Raw genomic sequence first — 22,564 nt, 5'->3', positions numbered from 1 at the left:
TCTCTGACGCATTCATATGCGTCAGAGAACTAGGCTTGCCTTTGGCGGCTGCGCCTCCGGCGCAAGCCAAGCTCAAGTGCCGCTCGGGCTTGGTGCATTGAACCATCTGAATGTTTCAATGCACTCGTTCACCGGCACGGCCGGTTGGGATCGCGGCTGTCGCACAAATTGATGTCGGCGGCGTAGTCGCTCCACTCCCGCAACTCGGCGGCGTCGATGGGCATGGTCTTGGGATTGAACGGCGCGCCGCGCCACAACCGCGTCACCACGTACAGGGCCTCGCGGCCACGCACCACGAAATGCATGGCGAAGGTGCCACGGCCGTCGCCTTTGTACTGGCCGCACGCCACCGTGCGCGTGCCGGCATCAGCCCCCGAGACCTTGCCCATGCTGGGCGGGCCGGCGGTGGCACCCTCGCACACCTCGGCGGTTTTCTGCACCACCTGATCCAGGAAACCGGACACCGTCATCGGCACGCCGCGAAACGCCTGCACGGTGACCCGCCGGGTCCAGGAATCGGCGGTCTCTCCGGGAGGAATCAGCTCGGTCACCTCGCCGGTGTGGTCGGAAACGCTGTTCACCACCTGCCAACCGGGCAGTTGCGGCACCTCAAGCCGTTCCGACGCCATCGCCGCCGCACCCCACGTCAACGGCCCCAAAGCCGTCACCGCGGCCATCATCCGCCACCTCGTCCGCATGCCTGCCTCCGTGCTTGCGCGTTCAGCCTAGCGCGGCGACGAGGGGATTTGAACCGCGCAAAAACCTTGACCATGGCGAGCGGTCGATAATATAAAACTGAACCGTCCAGTTCAGTTGTCGATCGAGCCCCCCGATGAAGAAACCCGTCCTGCTTGGCGTCGCCGCCGTCGCGTTGGTCGCCGCCGCCTTCGGCGCCTTCCGCTGGGCCACCGAATGGCGCCATTGGCAGACCACCGACGACGCCTATGTGGAAGGCGACATCACCAACATGGCCCCCAAGATCAGCGCCCATGTGGTCGAGGTGGCGGTGGGCGACAACCAGTCGGTCAAGGCCGGCGACGTTCTGGTGCGTCTTGACGACCGGGATTTCCGGGCGCGCGTGGCCGAGGCCCGCGCCCTGGTGACGGCACGTAACGCGGCGTTGGTGCAATTGGACGACAAGGTCGCGGTGCAACAGGCGACGCTGACCCAGGCCGGCGCTTCGATCACCGCCGCTCAGGCCGACCTGAAACGGTCGCGCGCCGACCTGGAACGCACCCAGCGTCTGGTGCGCGAGGATTTCGTGTCGCGCCAGCGTTTCGACAGCCAACAGGCCGAGGCGACCAAGGCGGCGGCCGGCGTGACCGGGTCCAACGCCCAGGCCCTGGCGGCGCGCCGTCAGTTGGCGGTGCTGGAATCGGATCGCGACATCGCCCAGGCGCAACTGGAACAGGCCCGTGCCCAACTGGCCCTGGCCGAAGCCGACCTTGAGGCAACGGAGATCCGCGCCCCGGTGGACGGCGTGATCGGCAACCGCGTGGTGCGCGAGGGCATGTACGTGCGCACCGGCCAGCACCTGCTGAGCGTGGTGCCGCTGTCCACCGTGTGGATCGACGCCAATTACAAGGAAACCCAGATCGGCCGCATGCATCCCGGCGCCTTGGCCGAGATCGAGGTCGACGCCTTTCCCGGCGTGACGCTGACCGGTACGGTGACCGGGTTCTCGCCGGCTTCTGGGGCCAAGTTCAGCCTGTTGCCGCCCGAGAACGCCACCGGCAACTTCACCAAGGTGGTCCAACGCCTGCCGGTCCGCATCGAATTGCCGGCCGACAACCCGTTGCTCGGGCGGTTGCGTCCCGGCTTGTCGGTGGTCGCCCGCATCGACACCCGCACCGGTTCTCCCGAACAATTGACGACGCGACAGACGGCCGGGCAATGACCCACATCGACCGCACGTCGATCCCACCAGACCAGCGCGTGGTCACCACGCGCGACTGGATCGGCTTTTACGCCATGGTGGTCGGCATGTTCATGGCGATCCTGGACATCCAGATCGTCGCCAGTTCGCTGAGCCAGATCCAGGCCGGCATCTCGGCCTCGGCCGACGAGGTAAGCTGGGTCCAGACCGCCTACCTGATCGCCGAGGTGGTGATGATCCCGCTGTCGGGGTGGCTGGCCCGCGTGCTGTCCACGCGCTGGCTGTTCTTCGCCAGCTGCGTCACCTTCACCATCGCCAGCGCGTTGTGCGCCATGGCCTGGAGCGTGGAATCCATGATCGTGCTGCGCGGCATCCAGGGTTTCCTGGGCGGCGCCATGATCCCGCTGGTGTTTTCCACCAGCTACATCCTGTTCCCGCCGCGCATGCAGGCCGGCGTATCGGTGATCATCGGGCTGACCGCCACCATGGCCCCCACCTTGGGGCCGACGCTCGGCGGTTACCTGACCGATCTGTGGAGCTGGCACTGGCTGTTCCTGATCAACGTGGTGCCGGGAACCATCGTCGCCTTCGTGGTCCTGGCCTTCGTCAACATCGACCGGCCGCGCCTGGAATTGCTGAAGGGGTTCGACCTGGCCGGGGTGGTGTTCATCGCCCTGTTCCTGGGGTCCATGCAATACGTGCTGGAGGAAGGCCCGCGCGAGGATTGGTTCGAGGACCCGACCATCGCCGTGTTCACCGTGGTCATGGTGGTGGCGGGCATCGCCTTCCTGTGGCGCGAGCTGACCTGCGACCATCCGGTGGTGGACCTGCGCGCCTTTGCCGACCGCAACTTCCTGGTGGGCTGCGTCTTCAGCTTCATCATCGGCATCGGCCTTTACGGTTCGGTCTACGTCATCCCGCTGTATCTCGGCCGCGTCCAGGGCTATTCCTCCATCGACATCGGCCTGACCATGATGGTCACCGGCCTGTTCCAGTTCCTGTCGGCGCCGCTGGCCGGCAACCTGGCCCGCCACATGGACCTGCGCGCCATGCTGGGAATCGGCCTGGGGTTGTTCGGCACCGGCTTGTGGCTCAACAGCCACCTGACCAGCGAATGGGGATATTGGGACCTGTTCCTGCCCCAGGCGGTGCGCGGGCTGTCGCTGATGTTCTGCATGGTGCCGATCAACGCCGTGGCCTTGGGCCACCTGCCGCCCAACAAGGTCCAGAACGCATCCGGCCTTTACAACCTGATGCGCAACACCGGCGGCGCCGTGGGGCTGGCCGCCATCACCACCATGGTCAGCAACCGCATCGACCTGCACATGAGCCGCCTGGGCGAGAGCCTGACCCAGGCCAACCTGGAGGCGGTCACCCGCCTGGAAAGCATGTCCTCGCGCTATGCCACCCTGATCCCCGGCGATCCCGACCAGGCGGCGTTGCGCGCGCTCTACAACATCACCAGGCAACAGGCCACCACCTTGTCCTATGGCGACGTGCTGTTGGTGATGAGCATGGTTTTCGCCTTCGGCCTGCTGCTGATGCCGTTTGTGCACAAGGTCGGTCATCCCTCCGCCGCCGGTGGCGGGGGACACTGACCACCCGATCGCCCGCCGTTTCCCGCCGGATGGCCCCCAATCCCTTCTATCCGGTGTCTCTTGGGAAACGGCGGGCGAACCTTGCCCGCAGCCTTCGGCGGCGTTAAGGTCGCCGCCGTTCCCGATTTCACAGGCTGGACCGGTCCATGTGCGGCTTCGCAGGTTTTCTCGACATCGGCGCCGACACCCCCGAACGCGAGCGGGTGGTCCGGGCCATGGCCGACACCCTGGTCCATCGCGGCCCCGACGATTCGGGCACGTGGTGCGACGATTCCGCCGGAATCGCCCTGGGGTTCCGCCGTCTGTCCATCCTGGACCTCAGCCCCCAGGGCCACCAGCCCATGGAATCCCACGACGGCCGCTGGGTGGTCACCTTCAACGGCGAGATCTACAACCACGTCGAATTGCGGGCACGGCTCGGCGACGCGAACTGGCAGGGGCATTCCGACACCGAGGTGTTGCTGGAGGCGGTGGCCCGCTGGGGCGTGGACAAGGCCCTGGCCCATTTCGACGGCATGTTCGCCTTTGCCCTGTGGGACCGGCTGGAACGTGTCTTGTATCTGGCCCGCGACCGCATCGGCGAGAAACCGCTTTATTGGGCCAAAAGCGGCGGAACGATGCTGTTCGCGTCCGAACTCAAGGCGCTCAAACGCCATCCCGCCTTCGACCGCACCATCGACCGCGACGCCCTGGCCGCCTATCTGCGCCTGGGATGGGTGCCGTCGCCGCACACCATCTACGCCGCCGCCCGCAAGCTGGCACCCGGAACGGTGATGGCCGTCAAGGGCGACAGCGTGACGGTGCGGACCTATTGGTCGGCCACCGAGCGGGCCCACGCCATGGCCGGTGGCTTCACCGGCGGCCGGGCGGCGGCGGCCGAGCGGCTGAACCAGTTGCTGCGCGCCTCGGTGGGCCTTCGCATGCAGGCCGACGTGCCGGTCGGCGTGTTCCTGTCCGGCGGCATCGATTCGTCGCTGACGGCCGCCATGATGTGCGAATTGTCCAGCACGCCGGTCCACACCTTCACCGTCGGTTTCGACCAGCAAGGATACGACGAAAGCCCGCATGCCCGCGCCGTCGCCGACCACCTGGGCACCGTCCACACCGAGCTTCGCGTCGGCGACGACGAGGCACTGGATCTGGTGCCCCGCCTGCCGGCCATCTGGGACGAGCCCTTCGCCGACCCGGCCGGCCTGCCCACCTGTCTGTTGGCCGAGGTGACCCGCAAACAGGTGACGGTGGCGTTGTCGGGAGACGGCGCGGACGAACTGTTCGGCGGCTATGGCATCTACCGCTCCATCCCCGCCGATTGGCAACGGTTGCGCGCCACGCCGAAATGGTCGCGCCGGCTGGCCGGGCTGGTGGCGGCGCTGCCGGCCGGTCCGTTCAACACCCTGGCCGGACTGGCCGCGCTGGGCGGGCGCAAGCGCCGATCCTACCCCGGCTATCGGTTCAAGAAAACCTTCGAAACGCTGAACGCCGCTTCGATCCCGGAGCTTCTGGGACTGCATTATTCGCGCTGGCGCGGCATGCCGTCCCTGGTCGCCGGGGCCCGCCCCGCCGACACGGTATTCGGCAACCCGGCCCGCCAGCCGGAGCTGTCGGACCCGGCCCTGACGGTGATGGTGATGGACGTGTTGGGCTACCTGCCCGACGATTTGTGCGTGAAAACCGACCGCGCCACCATGGCGGCGTCGCTTGAGGCGCGGTTGCCGTTCCTCGACCACGCGGTGGTGGAATTCGCCTGGAGCCTGCCCAACGCCATGAAGATCGAAGGCACCACCGGCAAGGCGGTGCTGCGCGACGTGCTTTACCAATACGTCCCGCGCGAGCTGGTGGACCGGCCCAAGATGGGGTTCGAGGTGCCGATCGGACGCTGGCTGTCCGGCCGCCTCAAGGGTTGGGCCGACGATTTGTTGGCCGAGGACATGCTGCACCGCCAGGGATTGCTGGAGCCCCGGCTGGTGGCGCGGTGCTGGCGCGACCATCGCTCGGGGGCCAAGAACTGGCAGACCGAACTTTGGCACGTCTTGATGTTCCAGGCTTGGCTGGAAGCGGAAAAAACCGCCTGAACAGGCCCCGCGCACAGGGAAACATTCCGCGTTGACGAATCTCCCTTCCGGGGGACGGTCAAGACTGCTACGCTACTTAAGTATGTATCAATTTTGTAACCGATCAGGCCCCGTCTCGATGGATTTTGTTCAGCTCGCCGAATTGCTGTGCGCCCGTATCTGCCACGACCTGTCGGGTCCGGTGGGCGCGGCGGCGGCCGGGGCTGAACTGCTTGAGGACATGCAGGTTGCGCCCGACCCGGAGACCTTGACCCTGGTGGCCGGCGCGGCCGGCGGCGCGGCGGCGCGGCTGAAGTTCTTTCGCGCGGCCCTGGGCCCGGCGGCGAGCACTCCGCAAAGCTCGGTGGTGCTGACCGAACTGATCGAAGGGTATCTGGCGACGCAGGTCTCCGCCGCCTCGCCGGGAATCGTGCTGTCCTGGCCCGAGGCGCCCCAGGCGCTGGAGGGAACGACCGCGCACCTGTTGCTCAATCTGGTGCTGTTGGCCAAGGACGCGCTGCCGCGCGGCGGGCGCATCCAGGTCGCCGCCCAGGGCGGCGGCCTTGCCGTCACCGCCCACGGCGAGCCAGCCAGCCTGAGCGAGGAAGCGCGCGTCGTGCTGGTGGAAAAAGCGCCCCCTGGCGGGCCGCGCGGCGCCCAGGCCGAGTTGGCGCGGTTGTTGGCGGAACGGCTCGGGCGGACGCTCGACGTCGCCATTTCTGCGGAGGGGCTGGTGCTTGCGGCCGTCCTTCCAAGGAATACGCTATCTCGTTCGGATGGTTAGGGTCCTTCTATTGCCCACAGGACCATGCTATTAAACGGAGTTGCTGTCTGCTCTACCCTGGGGGCAAAACGGGTTTACGGGCGCGGACAGCGGAAAAGGTGTGGAGCTGGAGTCGACCATGGATGATCTCCTCAGCGAGTTTTTGACCGAGACCTCGGAAAGCCTTTCCGTTCTCGACGTCGAGCTGGTGAAGCTGGAACAAAACCCCGAACCGGCGATTTTGCAGAACATCTTCCGACTGGTTCACACCATCAAGGGCACTTGCGGCTTCCTTGGCCTGCCCCGCCTGGAGCATGTGGCCCACGCCGGCGAGAACGTGCTGGGCAAGATCCGCGACGGCGAGCTTGAGGTGACCGCCGACGCGGTGACCCTGATCCTACAGGCCATCGACCGCATCAAGCTGATCCTGGCCCATCTCGAGCAGAACGAGTGCGAGCCGGAAGGCAGCGACGAGGATTTGATCGGCCAGCTCAACGCCATGGCCGAGGGCCGCTTCCAGCCGGCTGGCGCCGCCCCCGCCGCCGCCGCCCCGGCCGAGGACACGCCGTTCCCGGTCGCCGCCGATTTGCTGGCCGAGGTCGAGGCCGCCTACGCCGCCGGCAAGAAGGCCGCCAGCGAGACCGACATCCTGGCCGAGATGGCCAAGGAACGCGCCAAGGAGGCCACCGCCCAGGCCGCCAAGGACGCGGCCGCCGCCGAGCCCGAGCCGGCGCCCGCCCCCAAGGCCAACGTTCCCGCCCCCACCGCCGCCCCGCCGGCGGTGATCAAGGACGCCGGACCGCCAGGCGGTGGCGCCGCCCCCGAGGCCAAGGAATCGGCCGTCGCCGCCCAGACCATCCGCGTCAACGTGGAATTGCTGGAAAACCTGATGACCCTGGTGTCCGAGCTGGTGCTGACCCGCAACCAGCTGCTCCAGATGGTCCGTGGCCGCGACGACAGCGAGTTCACCGCGCCGCTTCAGCGCCTGAGCCACATCACCACCGACCTTCAGGAAGGGGTGATGAAGACCCGCATGCAGCCCATCGGCAACGCCTGGGCCAAGCTGCCGCGCATCGTGCGCGACCTGTCGGTCGAAATGGGCAAGAAGATCGACCTTCAGATGCTGGGTGCCGAGACCGAGCTGGACCGTCAGGTGCTTGAACTGATCAAGGACCCGCTGACCCACATGGTCCGCAACTCGGCCGACCACGGGCTGGAAGGCCCCGACGAGCGTCGTGCCGCCGGCAAGCCGGAAATCGGCAAGGTGGTGTTGAACGCCTTCCACGAAGGCGGCCACATCATCATCGAGATTTCCGACGACGGCCGCGGCCTCAACCTCGACAAGATCAAGCAAAAGGCCATCGGCAACGGTCTGGCCTCCGAATCCGAACTGGATTCGATGACCCCGCAACAGATCTACCAGTTCATCTTCAAGGCCGGCTTCTCCACCGCCGAGAAGGTGACCTCGGTGTCGGGCCGCGGCGTCGGCATGGACGTGGTGCGCACCAACATCGAAAAAATCGGCGGCACCGTCGAACTGAAGTCCTGGCCGGGCAAGGGATCGACCTTCGTCATCAAGATTCCGCTGACGCTGGCCATCGTCTCGGCGCTGATCGTCGAATGCGCCTCCGAACGCTTCGCCATCCCGCAGATCAGCGTGCTGGAACTGGTGCGGACCACCGCCAATTCCGAACACGGCATCGAGATGATCAACAACGCCCCGGTGCTCAGGCTGCGTGACCGCCTGCTGCCGCTGGTGTCGCTGAAGAAGCTGCTGCGCCTGAACGACGAACAGGGCGTCCAGGAAACCTTCATCGTGGTGACCCAGGTCGGCACCTACACCTTCGGCATCATCGTCGACCGGGTGTTCGACACCGAGGAAATCGTGGTCAAGCCGGTGGCGCCGATCCTGCGCCACATCAACATGTTCTCGGGCAACACCATCCTGGGCGACGGTTCGGTGATCATGATCCTCGACCCCAACGGCATCGCCGGCGCCACCGGCGAATCGGGCCTGTTGGGCGGCGGCCAGACCACGGAACAGACGGTGGCGCGCGATATGCGCGGCGACGCCAAGACCTCGTTGCTGGTGTTCCGCGCCGGCGGCGACGACCTCAAGGCGGTGCCGTTGGCCCTGGTGGCACGCCTCGAGGAAATCGAGGTCAAGGACGTCGAATACAGCCACGGCAAGCCGATGGTCCAGTATCGCGGCCATCTCATGCCGCTGGTGGCCATCGACGGCTCGACCCATTTCCGCGACGAAGGACGCCAGCCGGTTCTGGTGTTCTCGGACCGCGACCACACCATGGGTCTGGTGGTCGACGAGATCGTCGACATCGTCGAGGATCGCCTGAAGGTCGAGCTGTCGGCCGACAACCCCGGTGTCATCGGCACCGCGGTGATCGCCGGCAAGGCCACCACCATCGTCGATGCCGGCTACTATCTGCCGCAGGCCTTCGGCGACTGGTTCGGCCGCGGCGAAAAGGAATATGGCAGCGACGAACACGGCCAGCCGCGCATCCTGCTGGTGGACGACAGCCCGTTCTTCCGCAACCTGCTGACCCCGCTCCTGGGGGTCGCCGGCTACGAGGTGACGGCGGTCGAAGGTCCCGACCGCGCCTTGCAACTGCGCGAACAGGGTCATGACTTCGACATGATCATCAGCGACATCGAGATGCCCGGCATGAGCGGCTTCGACTTCGCCCAGGCGGTGCGGGCCGAGGGTCGCTGGCAAACGACGCCGATGATCGCCCTGTCCAGCCACGCCACCGAAAAGGACTTCGAACGTGGCCGCCAGGTCGGCTTCAACGACTATGTCGCCAAGTTCGACCGTGACTCGTTGCTGGTGACCATCGCCACCACGCTTGCCGCCATCAAAGGTGCCGCATGAACCAGATCGTTCCCGCCGGAAAGCGTCCGGGGACCGAGCTCGCCGCTCCGGAAACCCAGGACTACGTGACCATGTACATCGAGGGCCAGATGTTCGGCATCCCGGTCCTCACCGTCCAGGACGTGCTGGGGCCGCAGAAGATCACCCGCATCCCCCTGGCCCCGCGTGAGGTGGCCGGGTCCTTGAACCTGCGCGGCCGCATCGTCACCGCCATCGACGTCCGCCTGCGCCTCGGCCTGCCCAACAACAGCGGCGAGAACAAGGGGATGAGCGTCGTGGTGGACCACGGCGGCGAGCTTTATTCCCTGATGGTTGACCAGGTGGGCGAGGTCCTCAGCCTGCCGGCCGCCAAGTTCGAACGCAACCCGCCGACGCTGGACCCCATGTGGCGCGAGTTCTCGGCCGGCATCTATCGCCTCGAAGACAAGCTCTTGGTGGTGCTCGACGTCGCCAAGCTGCTGGATTTCAACAGGAACGAATAGTAAGAGTAAAACAAGAAGGTCTGGGGAAGGTTCACCGGCAAGGATCCCCGGGGCAGCGGAACCTTGCTTAAGGAGGCACCAAGGGCATGAAGTCCTGTTTGATCGTCGATGATTCCAAGGTCATTCGCATGGTGGCCCGGAAGATCCTGCATGAACTGTCCTTCACCACCGTCGAGGCCGAGGATGGACAGCAAGCGCTTGATCGCTGTAAGGAAGCCCTGCCCGACGCGGTGCTGTTGGACTGGAACATGCCGGTGATGAACGGCATCGACTTCCTGCGCGAACTCAGGAAATTGCCGGGCGGCGACAAACCGGTGGTGGTGTTCTGCACCACCGAGAACGACATCGACCACATCCAGGAAGCGATCACCGCCGGCGCCAACGAATACATCATGAAGCCGTTCGACAGCGAAATCCTCCAGGCCAAGTTCTCGCAAGTCGGGCTGCTGTAGGTCCGATCCCTTTCGTCGCAAGGATGCCCCGCCTCTATGGCCCTCGAACCCGCCCCGTCCGCCGCCGCCGGTAACGCCGACCAGATCCGCGTCATGCTCGTGGACGATTCGGCGGTCGTGCGCGGATTGGTTACCCGCATCCTGGAAGAAGACCCCGCCATCGCCGTCGTCGCCTCGGTCGGCAACGGCCAGATGGCGCTGTCGGCGCTTGACCGCCAGGAAGTGGACGTCATCGTCCTGGACATCGAGATGCCGATCATGGACGGCATGACCGCATTGCCCAAGCTGTTGGCCGCCGACCCCGGCGTCCGCATCATCATGCAGTCGACGTTGACGCTGAAAGGCGCCGACATTTCCATGCGGGCGCTCGAGATGGGCGCCGCCGACTACATCCCCAAGCCCACCGCCACCCGCGATCTGGCCGGCGGCATGGATTTCAAGAGCGAACTTTTGGGCAAGGTCAAGGCGCTGGGCCATGCGCGGCGCCGCGATCCCAACCGCAAGCCGCGCCCCGGCGTCGCCTCTTCCCCACGTCTGTCGGCCCCGGCGCCGCGCCCCAGCGCGCTGCATCCGACCGGCCCCCTCCAGTTGCGCAGCCACGCGCCCGAGGTCCCGGACGTCATCGCCATCGGCAGTTCGACCGGCGGACCGCAGGCGCTGTTCAACCTGTTGGGCACCATGCGGGCCGGCACCGTGAAACAGCCGATCCTGATCACCCAGCACATGCCCGCCACCTTCACCACCATCCTGGCCGAACACATCAGCCGGGTGTCGGGGTGGGACGCCAAGGAAGGCGTCGATGGCGAGGTGATCAAGAGCGGCCGGGTCTACATCGCGCCCGGCGACTTCCACATGCAGGTCGAGAGCAAGGGCGCCGACAAGGTCATCCGGCTCAACAAGAACCCACCCGAGAATTTCTGCCGCCCGGCGGTCGATCCCATGTTGCGCAGCATTTCCGCCGCCTATGGCAAGCGGGTGCTGGCGGTCATCCTGACCGGCATGGGGTCGGACGGCGCCAAGGGCGGCCAAGTGGTGGTCCAGGGCGGCGGTACGGTGATCGCCCAGGATGAAGCAACCTCCGTCGTCTGGGGCATGCCCGGCGCCGCGGCCAATGCCGGCATCTGTTCCGCCGTGTTGCCGCTGCCCGAGATCGCGCCGTGGATGATCAAGCTGGCGTCGAGGCGCTAAGGCCATGCGACCCGAAGATTTCGATTTCATCGCCAAGCTGCTGAAGGACCGTTCCGGTCTGGTCATCACCCGCGACAAGGCGTACCTGCTGGAATCGCGCCTGACCCCGGTGGCGCGCAAGCGCGGCCTCAAGGGTTTGGACGATCTGGTCGCCAGTTTGCGCACCGCCGGCGAGGACCTCCTGCGCGAGGTCACCGAGGCGATGACCACCAACGAATCCTTCTTCTTCCGCGACATCAAGCCGTTCGACCAGTTCAAGGACGTGGTGCTGCCCGCCATGCTGAAAACGCGGGCGGCGAAAAAGAGCTTCCGCATCTGGTCCGCCGCCTCGTCCTCGGGTCAGGAGGCATACAGCCTCGCCATGATCCTCAAGGAAGAAGCGCCGAAGATGCCCGGCTGGCGGGTCGAGATCGTCGGCACCGACATTTCCAACGAGATGCTGGAAAAGGCCAAGGCCGGTCTTTATTCCCAGTTCGAGGTGCAGCGCGGTCTGCCCATCCAGTTGCTGGTCAAGTACTTCAAGAAGAACAACGAGATGTGGCAGATCGATCCGTCGATCCGCGCCATGGTTCAGTTCCGCGAGTACAACCTGTTGCACGACCTCAAGTCGCTGGGCCAGTTCGACGTGGTGTTCTGTCGCAACGTGCTGATCTATTTCGACCAGCCGACCAAGGGTCGGGTGCTCGACAACATCAGCAAGATCATCCCCGACGACGGCTTCCTCTATCTCGGAGGCGCCGAGACGGTTCTCGGCATCTCGGACAAGTTCAAGCCGATCCCCGAACAGCGTGGCATCTATTGCCGCAACCTGGGCGGCGCCTCGGCCGCGCCCAGCGGTTTCGGCGGGGTGCGCTGACCCCTTCCTTGCGTCTGTCCGTCCGGCCGCGCCGTGTCGGCGCATGCCGGTACCGCGAGCTGGCCTCTTGATCCCCACCGGTGCTTCGTGCTCTAGAAAAGGGGATTTTCTGCCGAAGGAATGCTCGTGGTACATCGATTGACCGGTGGCCTTCGCCCCTATCTCGCGCTTTCATTGCTGTGTCTGGTGCTGTACCTGCCCGGACTGGCGGCGTTGCCGGCCATGGACCGCGACGAATCGCGCTTCGTCCAGGCCACCCGGCAAATGCTGGAAACCGGCGATTACGTTCGCATCCAGTTCCAGGACGAAATGCGGGCCAAGAAACCGGCCGGCACCTATTGGCTTCAGGCGGCGGCGGTGAAAGCCCTGTCCCATGCCTCCTCGACCGAGCTGTGGCCCTATCGCCTGCCGTCGGCACTGGCGGCGTGGGCGGCGGTGCTGATGACCTTCGCCTTCGGCCGTTCGCTGGTCGGCGACCGGCCGGCGCTGTTGGCCGGCGTCCTGCTGGCCGGGTCGCTGATGCTGACCCTCGAGGCGCATCAGGGCAAGAGCGACGCGCTGTTGCTGGCCTGCGCCGTGGCTGCGCAAGGCACGCTGGCGCGGTTCTATGTGGGCGCCAAGGCGCGCGAGGCCATGGGCGGCGGCGGATCGTCGTGCGGCACCGGGTCGTGCGGCACCGGCTCGGGCGCCCCCACAAGCGCCAACAGCATGATGATGCCCGGCACCGCCGAGGCGCTGGCCTTCTGGCTGGCGCAGGGCGTGGCCATCCTGATCAAGGGCCCGGTGGTGCCGATGATCAGCCTGTTGACCCTGTTGACCCTGTGGGCGGCCGACCGCCATGTCCGCTGGTTCGTGGCCATGAAGCCGTTGATGGGCACCATCGTCGCCGCCGCCATCGCCGCGCCATGGTTCGCCGCGGTGTCGAACGCCACCGACGGCGCCTTCGTCGGCGAGGCGGTCAAGGGCGACCTGTTGCCCAAGCTGTTGGGCGCCCAGGAAAGCCATGGCGGCATTCCCGGCCTTTATCTGTTGCTGGCCTCGGCCACCTTCTGGCCGGCGTCCATGGTGCTGTGGCCGGTGGTGGCCAAGCTGTGGAGCCATCGCAAGCGGTTGGCCTATCGGGTCTTGCTGGCCTGGGCGGTGCCGACCTGGCTGATGTTCGAACTGATCCCCACCAAGCTGCCCCATTACGTGTTGCCGGCCTTTCCGGCGCTGGCGCTGATGATCGGCGCCATGGCCTGCGAAGGGGCCGAAGTGTTCCGCCACCGCGCCGCCAAGGCGTGGTACGCGGTGTGGGTGCTGATCGGCCTGGCCCTGGCGGCGGCCATGGTGATCTTGCCGATCAAATTCGGCGACGGTTTCGATCCCTTGACCGTGCCGGCGGCCATCGGCATCACCCTGGCCACCGTGTTGCCGGCGGTGCTGGCGTGGCGAGGCCAGATCGTGACCGCCATCCTGGCGCTGTCGCTGACCGCCGCCGCCACCTATCCCGTGGCGTTCCAAGGCGTGGCCCCCAGTCTGGACCATCTGTTCCTGTCGCGTTCGGCCGCCCGCATCGTCGGCACCGTCGGTTCCGACGGACCGGTGGCGGCGGCCGGTTATTCCGAACCCAGTCTGGTGTTCATGCTGGGCACCGACACCCGCTTCACCGACGGAGCCGGCGCCGCCAGCCATCTGGCCGCCCATCGCCGCACCCTGGCGGTGGTGTCGGACCGCGAATTGCCGGCGTTCTTCGCCGCCGCCACCCAGGCCGGGCTTGAGACCGAGGAATTCGGCCGCATCGACGGCCTGAACTATTCCCGTGGCAAGCCCACCACCTTGGTGGTGCTGGGGGTCAAGAACCCATGAGCTGGCAACGCGGCGTGCTGTCCTGGCTGGAGCGTCTGCAACTGGCCGCCGAAGGATTGGCCATCGCCATCGCCGGCGGCTGGCGGGCCACCGCCCCGGCCCGCGCCGCCTGTGTCGAGCAATGGCAACGCACCCGGCGCCATCCGTTCTGGTGGTCGTTCCTGTACGTGGCGGCGTTCTGCGCGCTGGCCATGTGGGCCGTCGACCGCCCGGTCGCCCGCCTGCTCAAGGCCCATGTGGGCGGCGACGTCGAAGGCTTCTTCCAGGTGGTGACCCGACTTGGCGAGGCCCAGCTTTATCTGGTGCCGGCCGGATTGGCCTGGGCCGGATTGATGGCGGCCTCGCTGCGCGTCGCCACCTTCGCCACGCGACAGAAATTGCGGGCTTGGGCGGTGACGCCGGGCTTCCTGTTCCTGTCCATCGCCGTGTCGGGACTGATCAGCAACGCCATCAAGGTCAGCCTGGGCCGCTATCGCCCGCGTTACCTGTTCGAGGACGGCACCTACGGCTTCAATCCGTTCAGCCGCCATTGGGGCATGAACTCGTTCCCGTCGGGACACAGCCAGGCGGCGTTCGCCGCCATGACCGCGTTGATGGTGATCTTTCCCCGCCACGCCGCCCTGTGGCTGACCATCGCCGTCCTGGTGGCGATGTCGCGGGTGGTGACCACCGTGCATTACCTGTCGGACGCGGTGGCGGGATCGTGGCTGGCCATCTGCGTGACCCTTGCCCTGGCCCGCGCCTTCCGCCAGCGTGGATGGGAGCCCCGCCTCGGCCGCGAGTGAACGTCACGGCCTAATGGGTGTGGCGGTGGTGGATGTCGGGGTAATGGGGATGGCGGTGCACCAGCCGCTGGTGCTGGTGGGCATGGCTGTGCGGCACGGCCGGGTCCTGGCCGGCATGACCATGCTGGTGATGATCGTCGTGGCGGTGGGAATGGTCGTGTTCCAACGCCTCGTGCACGTGGTCGTGGGCGTGGCTTTCGGTCAGATGCAGATAAAGCCCCAACGCCATCAGCAAACCGGCGGCGGCCAAAAGCGGCGTCGGGGCTTCGCCCAGCACCACGACGGCCAGCGCCGCGCCGACGAAAGGCGCGGTGGAGAAATAGGCCCCGGTCCGCGCCGTCCCCAGATGGCGTAGCGCCAGCACGAACAACACCAGCGACAGGCCATAGGCGCCCAGACCAAGGATGGCGGCGGCGCCGATCAGCGGCCATGCCGGCAGATCCTGGCCGATGGCCAGCGCCAGGGCGGTGTTGACCGCGCCTGCGGCCAATCCCTTGATCATGGCGATCTCGACCGGGTCGCCGGCGGACACCTTGCGGGTCAGGTTGTTGTCGATCGCCCAGGCCAGACAGGCGCCGGTGATCGCCCACAATCCCCAACCGCCGCCACCCGAACCGTCCTGCCACGACAACAGGGCGGCGCCGGCCAGGATGGCGCCAGCCCCCACCAGCAAGCGGCGATCGACGTTTTCGCGGAACACCACCCAGGCCAAGCCCAGGGTGAACACCCCTTCGAGGTTCAGCACCAAAGAGGCGCTGGACGCCGAGGCATGGGCCAGCCCCAGCATCATCAGCACCGGCCCGACCACGCCGCCGGCCGCCACCGCCGCCGCCAGCCATGGCCAGTCGGCGCGGGCAAGGCGCCCGCCCTGGCGCGGCAACAAGGGACGCAACGCCGCCAGACCGACACCCGAGCCCAGATACAGCAAACCCGCCAGCAACCACGGATCGACCCGCCCCAGCAACAGCTTGGCCAACGGCGCCGACGCGCCGAACAGCACGGCGGAAACCAGGGCGAAGGCGATCCCGGCGCGCATCACAGCGGCTCGATGTCGCCCAAAGCCTCGTCGGCCAGGGCCTGGGCTGCGAATTGCCGGACCCGGCCTTCGGCGATGGCGGCGCGAAGCCCGCGCATGACGTCCTGATAGAACTGGATGTTATGCCAGGTCAGCAGCATCGGCCCCAGAATCTCCTCGGACCGGATCAGATGATGCAGATAGGCGCGCGAATAATTGCGGCACGCCGGACAGGCGCAATTCTCGGACAGCGGCCGGGGGTCGTCCTGGTGACGGGCGTTGCGCAGGTTGACGGTGCCGCGCCGGGTGAACGCCTGGGCGGTGCGCCCCGAGCGGGTCGGCATGACACAGTCGAACATGTCGACGCCGCGCAGCACGGCGCCAATGATGTCGCTGGGCTTGCCCACCCCCATCAGATAACGCGGCCGGTCGGCGGGCAGCAATGGCGTGGTGACGTCCAGCGTCTGGAACATCAATTCCTGACCTTCGCCCACCGCCAGTCCGCCGATGGCGTAGCCGTCGAAACCGATCCCGCACAGGGCCTCGGCCGATTCGGCGCGCAGGTCCGGGTAGACACCCCCCTGGACGATGCCGAACAGGCCATAGCCGGGACGATCGACGAAGGCCGCGCGCGAGCGCCGCGCCCAGCGCATGGACAGCCGCATGCTCTCCGCCGCCTGTTCCGGCGTCGCCGGAAAGGGCGTGCATTCGTCGAAGGCCATGGTGATGTCGGCATCCAGCAGATTCTGGATTTCCATGCTGCGTTCCGGCGTCAACAGATGACGCGAGCCGTCGATATGCGATTGGAAGGCCACGCCTTCCTCGCTCATCTTGCGCAGCTTGGCCAGACTCATGACCTGGAAGCCGCCGGAATCGGTCAGGATTGGCCCCCGCCAGTTCATGAATTCGTGCAGACCGCCCAGGCGTCCCACCCGTTCGGCACCGGGCCTCAGCATCAGATGGTAGGTGTTGCCCAGGATGGTCTGGGCGCCGGTGGAAGCCACGCTTTCCGGGGTCATCGCCTTGACCGTGGCGGCGGTCCCCACCGGCATGAAGGCCGGGGTGTCCATGGGACCATGCGCGGTATGCACCCGGCCCAGACGGGCGGCGCCGTCGGTGGCGAAGACTTCGAAGCCAAAGGCGGTCACGGCACTTTCTCCAACAGACAGGCGTCGCCGTAGGAATAGAAACGATAGCCCGACGCCTTGGCGTGCTCATAGGCCGTTTTCATGCGCTCCAGCCCGGCGAAGGCCGAAACCAGCATGAACAGGGTCGAACGCGGCAGATGGAAATTGGTCATCAGCACATCGACCAGCCGGAAGCGATACCCCGGCGTGATGAAGATGTCGGTGGCGGCGTCGAACGGCCGCAACACGCCGTCCTCTCCGGTGGCGCTTTCCAACAGCCGCAAGCTGGTGGTACCCACCGCCACCACCCGTCCGCCCGCCGCCTTGGCGGCGTTGACGGCATGGGCGACCGTGTCCGTCACCACGCCCCGCTCGGAATGCATCTTGTGGTCGCTCGTGTCGTCCACCTTGACCGGCAGGAAGGTGCCGGCGCCGACGTGAAGGGTGACGGTCAGCCGCCTGACCCCGCGCGCGTCCAGCGCCGCCAGAAGCTCCGGGGTGAAATGCAGGCCGGCGGTGGGGGCGGCCACCGCGCCTTTTTCGCGGGCGAACACCGTCTGGTAATCGGCGCGGTCGGCCTCGTCGGCCTCGCCCTTGCGGATATAGGGCGGCAACGGCATGCGGCCATGTTCCTCGAGCGCCACCATCAGCGCGTCGCCGGAGCGGTCGAAGCGCAGCAAGACCTCGCCGGCCTCGCCCTTTTCCACCACGGCGGCCGAGAAATCGCCGCCGAAACGCAAGGTGTCGCCGGGGCGCAGCTTCTTGGCCGGCCGGGCGAAGGCCTTCCACGAATCGAGCGTCACCCGTTCATGCAAGGTGACCTCGACCCCGGCTTCGCCCCGCCTGCCAAAAAGACGGGCGGGAATGACGCGGGTGTCGTTGCTGACCAGCACGTCGCCGGGACGCAACAGTTCCGTCAGGTCGCGAATCACATGGTCGGCCAAACCGCCGGATGTCACATGCAACAGGCGGGCGGCGTCGCGCGGGGCGACCGGGCGCTCGGCGATCAGTTCGCGCGGCAGCTCGAAATCGAAAAGATCGACATCCATGGGCGGGGTGTAGGGTGCGGGCGGGCGGGCGTCAATGGTATTGTGGGAACACTTTGCATCGTCGCCGGACAATCCCCGCCATGGACCTTTATCCCCCGTTCGAAGCCAACGCCTCCGGCATGCTGGACGTGGGCGACGGTCATTCCCTTTATTGGGAGGAATCGGGCAACCCCGACGGCGTGCCGGTGCTGTTCGTGCACGGCGGCCCCGGTGCCGGCTGCGCCGCGCCCTATCGGCGGTTCTTCGACCCCCGGTTCTGGCGGGTGATCCTGTTCGACCAGCGCGGCTGCGGCCGTTCGCGCCCCCATGCCTCGGTGCAGGCCAACACCACCTGGCACCTTGTCGCCGACATGGAAAAACTGCGGCGGCTTCTGAAGGTCGAGGCGTGGGCGCTGTTCGGGGGATCGTGGGGCAGCACGCTGGCCTTGGCCTATGGGCAGAGCCATCCCGACCGCGTCCTGGCCTTCGTGCTGCGCGGCGTCTTCTTGTGCCGGCCGGCGGAAATCGAGTGGTTCATGACCGGCATGGGCACCTTCTTCCCCGAAGCCCGGCACCGTTTCGCCCAGCACGTGGCCGAAGACGACGGGCCGGAACTGGCCGCGTGGTACCGCCGCCTGACCGATCCCGACCCCTTGGTGCACGGCCCGGCGGCCAGGATCTGGTATGGCTACGAGGAAGCCTGCGCCCGCCTGATCCCCCGCAGCGACGGAACCGAGGCCGACCTTGCCAGTTGTCTGTCCATGGCCCGGCTGGAATGCCATTACATGATGCATGGCGGTTTTTTCGAACCCGACCAGTTGCTGCGTCACATGGATCGCATCCGCCACCTGCCGGCCGCCATCGTCCAGGGACGTTACGACGTGGTGTGTCCGCCGACCAGTGCCTGGGACCTGGCGGCGGCTTGGCCCACGGCGCGGCTGACCATGGTCCCCGACGCCGGCCATTCGGCCATGGAACCGGGAATCCGGCTGGCCCTGGTGGCGGCGGTGGAAAATTTCAAGAAAACTCTGGGCCAGGAAAATTTGCATAAAATTTTAGACACCGCACGATAAACATACCCTTGCCATAGATATATTATGACTCTAGTATGTGACTTGAGCCGATTGGGGCGGCTGCGAATTGGTCACAATGCGGGTTACAGCGCGACACAAGCCGTTGCAACTCGCGGGTGGGAAATGGGCCGCGACATGCGCACAATCCCACTATGAGTTTTGTATGAAGGGGGTATCCGATGTCGTTCGCCCTTGCTGAAATCCGCACCACGGCACCGCTGCGCTATAAGGTCAGCGATCCGTTCGTGGCCGAGGTGATCGCCACCGTGGCCGCCGAGTTCGGCCTGTCCGAACGGGAAATGATGGTCCATTCGCGCGACCACAGAATCTGGAAGCCGCGCATGGCCGCCATGTACTACGCCCGGCTGCTGACCTCGTGTTCGCTGCCCGAATTGGGCCGGGTGTTCGGAGGACGCAGCCACACCACCGTGTTGCGCGCCTTCCGCCGTTGCCGCGAGATGATCGACGCCGACGAGATGTGGGCGGGCCGCATGGACCGTCTGCTGGTCAAGCTGGTGGAAAAGATCGTCACGCCGCGCGGCTGACCGCTCGCGACGGACACCCCCGGATTCCTGGCGTTTCGCGCGGTTTCCGCCGACCCTGTCGGCGGAACCATGCGAATAGTCACAATATGTCACATTCCGCCATGGTTTGCGATTTGACGCCCTGGTACGCTAATGGTCCATTATGCACAGGATGGCCGTTCGGGGGCGGTGTGATGGCGCATATCTTGGTTGTAGAGGACGAGTCCTCTCTGCGGGCCGATCTGGTGGAATACCTTTCCGCCTGTGGTCACGGTGTGGTCGGATGCGGCGACGGCAAGGAGTTGGACGCCGCCCTGGGCCGCCAGACCGCGGACATCATCATTCTTGACGTCAACCTGCCGGGCGAAGACGGATTTTCCATCGCCAAACGGCTGCGCGAGCATTCCGACGTCGGCATCATCATGCTGACGGCACGCGGCGTGAACGTCGACCGCGTGGTCGGCCTGGAAATCGGCGCCGACGTCTATCTGGTCAAACCGGTGGAACTGCGCGAGCTGGAAGCCCAGGTGCGAACCTTGGCGCGCCGGCTCAAGGTTTCCGCCGCGCCGCCGCAACCCGCCGCCACGACGGCCGAAACCGCCGCCCTCGCCGCCGCCGGCTGGACCTACGACCAGATAGCCTGGGCGTTGTTGGCGCCGACCGGCGGGTCTCTCAAGCTGACCGCCAACGAACGGGTGTTCGTCAGCCTGTTGGTGGAACGCCCCGGCGAGCCGGTGTCGCGTTCCGACATCTTCCGCGCGCTCGGCAAGCGTGAATGGGACGTGGGCGACCGTTCGGTGGATTCCATGGTGCGGCGCCTGCGCGCCAAGGGCGAGGAAGTGCTGGGCCACGCGCTGCCGATCGAGGCCGTGCACGGAACCGGCTACGCTTTCGCCGCGCCGGTGACCGTGCGCTGATGGCGCCGGGAGCCAAACTCTCTTTCAAGACACGGCCGGCGACCCCGCCGACACCCGCCACGGCGGCAGCTCCCTGGCGCGTGTTGGTGGTGGACGACGACGATCAGGTTCACACCATGACCCGCGTCCTGTTGCGCGACTTCAGTTTCGACGGCCGCGGCTTCGACATGCTGTCGGCGTCAAGTGCCGCCGAGGCGGCGCGCATCCTGGCCGACGACCCGACCATTCCAGTGGTGCTGCTGGACGTGGTGATGGAAAGCCCAGACGCCGGACTTCGGCTGGTGCGCCAGATTCGCGACGAGTTGGGCAACACCAACATCCGCATCATCCTGCGCACCGGTCAGCCGGGCGAAGCGCCGGAACGCGACGTGGTGCTGGCCTACGACATCAACGACTACAAATCCAAATCCGAGCTGACGGCGCAGAAGCTGTTCACCGCCCTGGTCGGCGCGGTCCGGTCATGGCGCGATATCGCCACCATCGCCCGGCTCAATGACGAACTGGCCGGCCTCAACCTGTCGCTTGAACACAAGGTGGCGGAACGCACCGCCGAACTGGAGGACAAGAGCGCGGCCCTGGCTCTGGCCAAGGATCGCGCCGAACTGGCCCTGTCGCGGGAAACCGAGGCGAAGCAGCAATTGCGCCAGTTCCTGTCCATGGTCAGCCACGAATTCCGTACGCCGCTGGCCATCGTCGATTCGGCGGCGCAGATGCTGATGATGCGGGCGGAACAGGCCGATTCCGCCATGCTGCCCCGGCTGGAGACCATCCGCGGCGCGGTCCAGCGGCTGGTTGATCTGATCGCCACTTGTCTGGCCGACGAACAGTTGGAATCGGGCCGCATCGTCATGCAGGAACGCGCGCTCGACCTGAAATCCATCCTGGAAGCGGCCGCCAACCACCATCGCACCGCAACCCCCGGACGCGACATCACCCTGTCGGCGGACGTGTTGCAGCCGGTGTGGGGCGATTCCGGCCTGTTGACCCTGGTGTTCGGCAACCTGGTGGGCAACGCCCTGAAATATTCCGAAGGCCCAGTGGACGTCGAGGCCAAGCCCGACCACGACGGCGTGGTGGTGCGAATCCGCGACTACGGCATCGGCATTCCGCCCGAGGAACTGCCCCGCATTTTCGAACGCTTTTACCGCGCGGCCAACGCCCACCGCTTTTCCGGGTCCGGGATCGGCTTGCACATGGTCCGTCAGATCGTCGAACTGCACGGCGGCTCCATCTCGGTGGACAGCCAGGAAGGCCGCGGTTCCGTATTTTCCGTCCGCCTGCGGGCGGCACCGCGCGAAAGGGAACCGTCATGACGCGCATTCTGATGACGATCGCGATGATCCTGGCCGTCGTGCCGGCCCACGCGGCGGAAGTGATGATGGCGGTCGGCCGGTCGCTGCCGCCCTATATCATCGTCGACGAATGGCGCGGCCTGGAATACGACGTGGTGCGCGAATCCCTGGCGCTGGAAGGCCACACCATCAAGCCGAAATTCATGGCGTTCGCCCGCCTGCTCAAGGAGATGGAAAGCGGACAGGTCGACGCGGCCATGACCATGCGGCCCGATTCCGGTGTCAAGGCCTGTTATTCCGACGTCCATGTCAGCTATCGCAACGTGGTGATCACCCTGGCCAGCCGCAACCTGACCATCAACCACCCCTCGGACCTGGCCGGCAAATCGGTCCTGGCATTCCAGAACGCCGCCACCTATCTGGGCCCCGACTTCAAGGCCATGGCCGCCGCCAACCCCCATTACCGCGAAGAGGCGCGCCAGATGGTGCAGCCGACCTTGCTGTTCCTGGGGCGCGTCGACGCGGTGGTGTCGGACCGCTACATTTTCGGCTGGTTCGCCAGCGATCCCGAGGTGCGGGCCAAGGCCGACATCGAGCAGACGGTGCGCATCCATCCGTTGTTCCCGCCCACCGACTACCGGGTAGCGTTCCGCGACCCGGACCTTTGCGCCAGTTTCAACCGCGGCCTCAGGAAGCTGCGGGAAAGCGGCGCCTATGACCGCATCGTCAAGCGGTATTCAAGCTATCTGAAAGAGGAGGGCGGTGATTGATCCCGTTTCCCACCTTGAGTGAGACTTCG

At 66.3% G+C, this 22,564-nt stretch carries 20 protein-coding genes; 16 read left to right on the top strand and 4 right to left on the bottom strand.

What is annotated here, in order from left to right; all coding sequences use genetic code 11:
- Positions 1-128: 128 nt before the first annotated feature.
- Positions 129-698: a hypothetical protein gene (locus tag G4223_RS01315; RefSeq protein WP_163673984.1), complete on the bottom strand. Its 570-nt coding sequence runs from the start codon at positions 696-698 to the stop codon at positions 129-131.
- 134 nt (positions 699-832) lie between these two features.
- On the opposite strand from G4223_RS01315, the gene G4223_RS01310 reads away from it, so the two are divergent.
- The 11 genes from G4223_RS01310 (at position 833) to G4223_RS01260 (ending at position 14,789) form a co-directional block, all read left to right on the top strand.
- Positions 833-1,897, top strand: a complete 1,065-nt coding sequence (locus tag G4223_RS01310) for an HlyD family secretion protein (protein ID WP_163673972.1) — start codon at positions 833-835, stop codon at positions 1,895-1,897.
- Positions 1,894-3,474 carry a DHA2 family efflux MFS transporter permease subunit gene (locus tag G4223_RS01305; protein ID WP_163673970.1) on the top strand — a complete coding sequence of 527 codons (1,581 nt, stop codon included), beginning with the start codon at positions 1,894-1,896 and terminating at the stop codon, positions 3,472-3,474. Before G4223_RS01310 ends, G4223_RS01305 begins: the two co-directional genes overlap by 4 nt.
- 146 nt (positions 3,475-3,620) lie before the next feature.
- Positions 3,621-5,546, top strand: coding sequence for an asparagine synthase (glutamine-hydrolyzing) (gene asnB, locus G4223_RS01300; RefSeq protein ID WP_163673967.1), 1,926 nt, complete (start codon positions 3,621-3,623; stop codon positions 5,544-5,546).
- A gap of 118 nt (positions 5,547-5,664) precedes the next feature.
- Positions 5,665-6,309, top strand: a complete 645-nt coding sequence (locus G4223_RS01295) for a histidine phosphotransferase family protein (protein WP_163673965.1) — start codon at positions 5,665-5,667, stop codon at positions 6,307-6,309.
- Positions 6,310-6,427: 118 nt separating this feature from the next.
- Positions 6,428-9,178, top strand: a complete 2,751-nt coding sequence (locus tag G4223_RS01290) for a hybrid sensor histidine kinase/response regulator (protein WP_163673964.1) — start codon at positions 6,428-6,430, stop codon at positions 9,176-9,178.
- On the top strand, positions 9,175-9,660 hold the full coding sequence (locus G4223_RS01285; protein WP_163673961.1) for a chemotaxis protein CheW: 486 nt from the start codon (positions 9,175-9,177) through the stop codon (positions 9,658-9,660). The genes G4223_RS01290 and G4223_RS01285 overlap by 4 nt, the downstream gene beginning before the upstream one ends.
- Before the next feature lie 86 nt (positions 9,661-9,746).
- Positions 9,747-10,112: a response regulator gene (locus G4223_RS01280; protein ID WP_163673959.1), complete on the top strand. Its 366-nt coding sequence runs from the start codon at positions 9,747-9,749 to the stop codon at positions 10,110-10,112.
- 36 nt (positions 10,113-10,148) lie between these two features.
- On the top strand, positions 10,149-11,300 hold the full coding sequence (locus G4223_RS01275; RefSeq protein WP_163673957.1) for a protein-glutamate methylesterase/protein-glutamine glutaminase: 1,152 nt from the start codon (positions 10,149-10,151) through the stop codon (positions 11,298-11,300).
- Positions 11,301-11,304: 4 nt separating this feature from the next.
- Complete coding sequence (locus tag G4223_RS01270) at positions 11,305-12,156, top strand: CheR family methyltransferase (protein ID WP_163673956.1); 852 nt, start codon at positions 11,305-11,307, stop codon at positions 12,154-12,156.
- Between the two features lie 126 nt (positions 12,157-12,282).
- Positions 12,283-14,004 carry an ArnT family glycosyltransferase gene (locus G4223_RS01265; protein ID WP_338086791.1) on the top strand — a complete coding sequence of 574 codons (1,722 nt, stop codon included), beginning with the start codon at positions 12,283-12,285 and terminating at the stop codon, positions 14,002-14,004.
- Complete coding sequence (locus tag G4223_RS01260) at positions 14,001-14,789, top strand: phosphatase PAP2 family protein (RefSeq protein WP_163673952.1); 789 nt, start codon at positions 14,001-14,003, stop codon at positions 14,787-14,789. The genes G4223_RS01265 and G4223_RS01260 overlap by 4 nt, the downstream gene beginning before the upstream one ends.
- 10 nt (positions 14,790-14,799) lie before the next feature.
- On the opposite strand, the gene G4223_RS01255 is transcribed toward G4223_RS01260, so the two are convergent.
- From G4223_RS01255 to queA, 3 genes are read right to left on the bottom strand one after another with little or no spacing between them, the layout of a single operon-like run.
- Positions 14,800-15,825 carry a DMT family transporter gene (locus G4223_RS01255; protein WP_205762310.1) on the bottom strand — a complete coding sequence of 342 codons (1,026 nt, stop codon included), beginning with the start codon at positions 15,823-15,825 and terminating at the stop codon, positions 14,800-14,802.
- A complete protein-coding gene (gene tgt, locus G4223_RS01250) occupies positions 15,825-16,952 on the bottom strand; it encodes a tRNA guanosine(34) transglycosylase Tgt (protein WP_163673948.1) in 1,128 nt (375 codons plus the stop codon). Before tgt ends, G4223_RS01255 begins: the two co-directional genes overlap by 1 nt.
- On the bottom strand, positions 16,949-17,980 hold the full coding sequence (gene queA, locus G4223_RS01245; protein WP_163673946.1) for a tRNA preQ1(34) S-adenosylmethionine ribosyltransferase-isomerase QueA: 1,032 nt from the start codon (positions 17,978-17,980) through the stop codon (positions 16,949-16,951). Before queA ends, tgt begins: the two co-directional genes overlap by 4 nt.
- A gap of 80 nt (positions 17,981-18,060) precedes the next feature.
- Here queA and pip point away from each other — a divergent pair, with 80 nt between their 5' ends.
- The 5 genes from pip (at position 18,061) to G4223_RS01220 (ending at position 22,535) form a co-directional block, all read left to right on the top strand.
- Positions 18,061-19,032 (top strand): prolyl aminopeptidase, encoded by a 972-nt coding sequence (gene pip, locus G4223_RS01240; RefSeq protein ID WP_163673944.1) that lies wholly within the window; start codon positions 18,061-18,063, stop codon positions 19,030-19,032.
- 179 nt (positions 19,033-19,211) lie between these two features.
- A complete protein-coding gene (locus G4223_RS01235; protein ID WP_163673943.1) occupies positions 19,212-19,577 on the top strand; it encodes a helix-turn-helix domain-containing protein in 366 nt (121 codons plus the stop codon).
- 173 nt (positions 19,578-19,750) lie between these two features.
- Complete coding sequence (locus tag G4223_RS01230; protein WP_163673941.1) at positions 19,751-20,473, top strand: response regulator transcription factor; 723 nt, start codon at positions 19,751-19,753, stop codon at positions 20,471-20,473.
- Positions 20,473-21,786: a sensor histidine kinase gene (locus G4223_RS01225; protein WP_163673939.1), complete on the top strand. Its 1,314-nt coding sequence runs from the start codon at positions 20,473-20,475 to the stop codon at positions 21,784-21,786. Before G4223_RS01230 ends, G4223_RS01225 begins: the two co-directional genes overlap by 1 nt.
- Positions 21,783-22,535: a substrate-binding periplasmic protein gene (locus G4223_RS01220; protein ID WP_163673937.1), complete on the top strand. Its 753-nt coding sequence runs from the start codon at positions 21,783-21,785 to the stop codon at positions 22,533-22,535. The genes G4223_RS01225 and G4223_RS01220 overlap by 4 nt, the downstream gene beginning before the upstream one ends.
- Positions 22,536-22,564: the final 29 nt, after the last annotated feature.

The organism is Magnetospirillum aberrantis SpK, assembly GCF_011022235.1.
Classification (GTDB): domain Bacteria; phylum Pseudomonadota; class Alphaproteobacteria; order Rhodospirillales; family Magnetospirillaceae; genus Magnetospirillum; species Magnetospirillum aberrantis.
Note: the sequence above shows the minus strand (reverse complement) of the source record. Positions and strands in the feature narration are given on the sequence as shown.

Bases quoted from the DNA above. Each gene is read 5' to 3' on its own strand.
- G4223_RS01255 (WP_205762310.1), bottom strand. From the start codon at position 15,825: ATGCGCGCCGGGATCGCCTTCGCCCTGGTTTCCGCCGTGCTGTTCGGC.
- G4223_RS01225 (WP_163673939.1), top strand. From the start codon at position 20,473: ATGGCGCCGGGAGCCAAACTCTCTTTCAAGACACGGCCGGCGACCCCG.
- G4223_RS01220 (WP_163673937.1), top strand. From the start codon at position 21,783: ATGACGCGCATTCTGATGACGATCGCGATGATCCTGGCCGTCGTGCCG.
- G4223_RS01260 (WP_163673952.1), top strand. From the start codon at position 14,001: ATGAGCTGGCAACGCGGCGTGCTGTCCTGGCTGGAGCGTCTGCAACTG.
- G4223_RS01280 (WP_163673959.1), top strand. From the start codon at position 9,747: ATGAAGTCCTGTTTGATCGTCGATGATTCCAAGGTCATTCGCATGGTG.
- G4223_RS01310 (WP_163673972.1), top strand. From the start codon at position 833: ATGAAGAAACCCGTCCTGCTTGGCGTCGCCGCCGTCGCGTTGGTCGCC.
- G4223_RS01230 (WP_163673941.1), top strand. From the start codon at position 19,751: ATGGCGCATATCTTGGTTGTAGAGGACGAGTCCTCTCTGCGGGCCGAT.
- G4223_RS01305 (WP_163673970.1), top strand. From the start codon at position 1,894: ATGACCCACATCGACCGCACGTCGATCCCACCAGACCAGCGCGTGGTC.
- G4223_RS01235 (WP_163673943.1), top strand. From the start codon at position 19,212: ATGTCGTTCGCCCTTGCTGAAATCCGCACCACGGCACCGCTGCGCTAT.
- G4223_RS01285 (WP_163673961.1), top strand. From the start codon at position 9,175: ATGAACCAGATCGTTCCCGCCGGAAAGCGTCCGGGGACCGAGCTCGCC.
- G4223_RS01295 (WP_163673965.1), top strand. From the start codon at position 5,665: ATGGATTTTGTTCAGCTCGCCGAATTGCTGTGCGCCCGTATCTGCCAC.
- asnB (WP_163673967.1), top strand. From the start codon at position 3,621: ATGTGCGGCTTCGCAGGTTTTCTCGACATCGGCGCCGACACCCCCGAA.
- G4223_RS01315 (WP_163673984.1), bottom strand. From the start codon at position 698: ATGCGGACGAGGTGGCGGATGATGGCCGCGGTGACGGCTTTGGGGCCG.
- queA (WP_163673946.1), bottom strand. From the start codon at position 17,980: ATGGATGTCGATCTTTTCGATTTCGAGCTGCCGCGCGAACTGATCGCC.
- G4223_RS01290 (WP_163673964.1), top strand. From the start codon at position 6,428: ATGGATGATCTCCTCAGCGAGTTTTTGACCGAGACCTCGGAAAGCCTT.
- pip (WP_163673944.1), top strand. From the start codon at position 18,061: ATGGACCTTTATCCCCCGTTCGAAGCCAACGCCTCCGGCATGCTGGAC.
- G4223_RS01275 (WP_163673957.1), top strand. From the start codon at position 10,149: ATGGCCCTCGAACCCGCCCCGTCCGCCGCCGCCGGTAACGCCGACCAG.
- G4223_RS01270 (WP_163673956.1), top strand. From the start codon at position 11,305: ATGCGACCCGAAGATTTCGATTTCATCGCCAAGCTGCTGAAGGACCGT.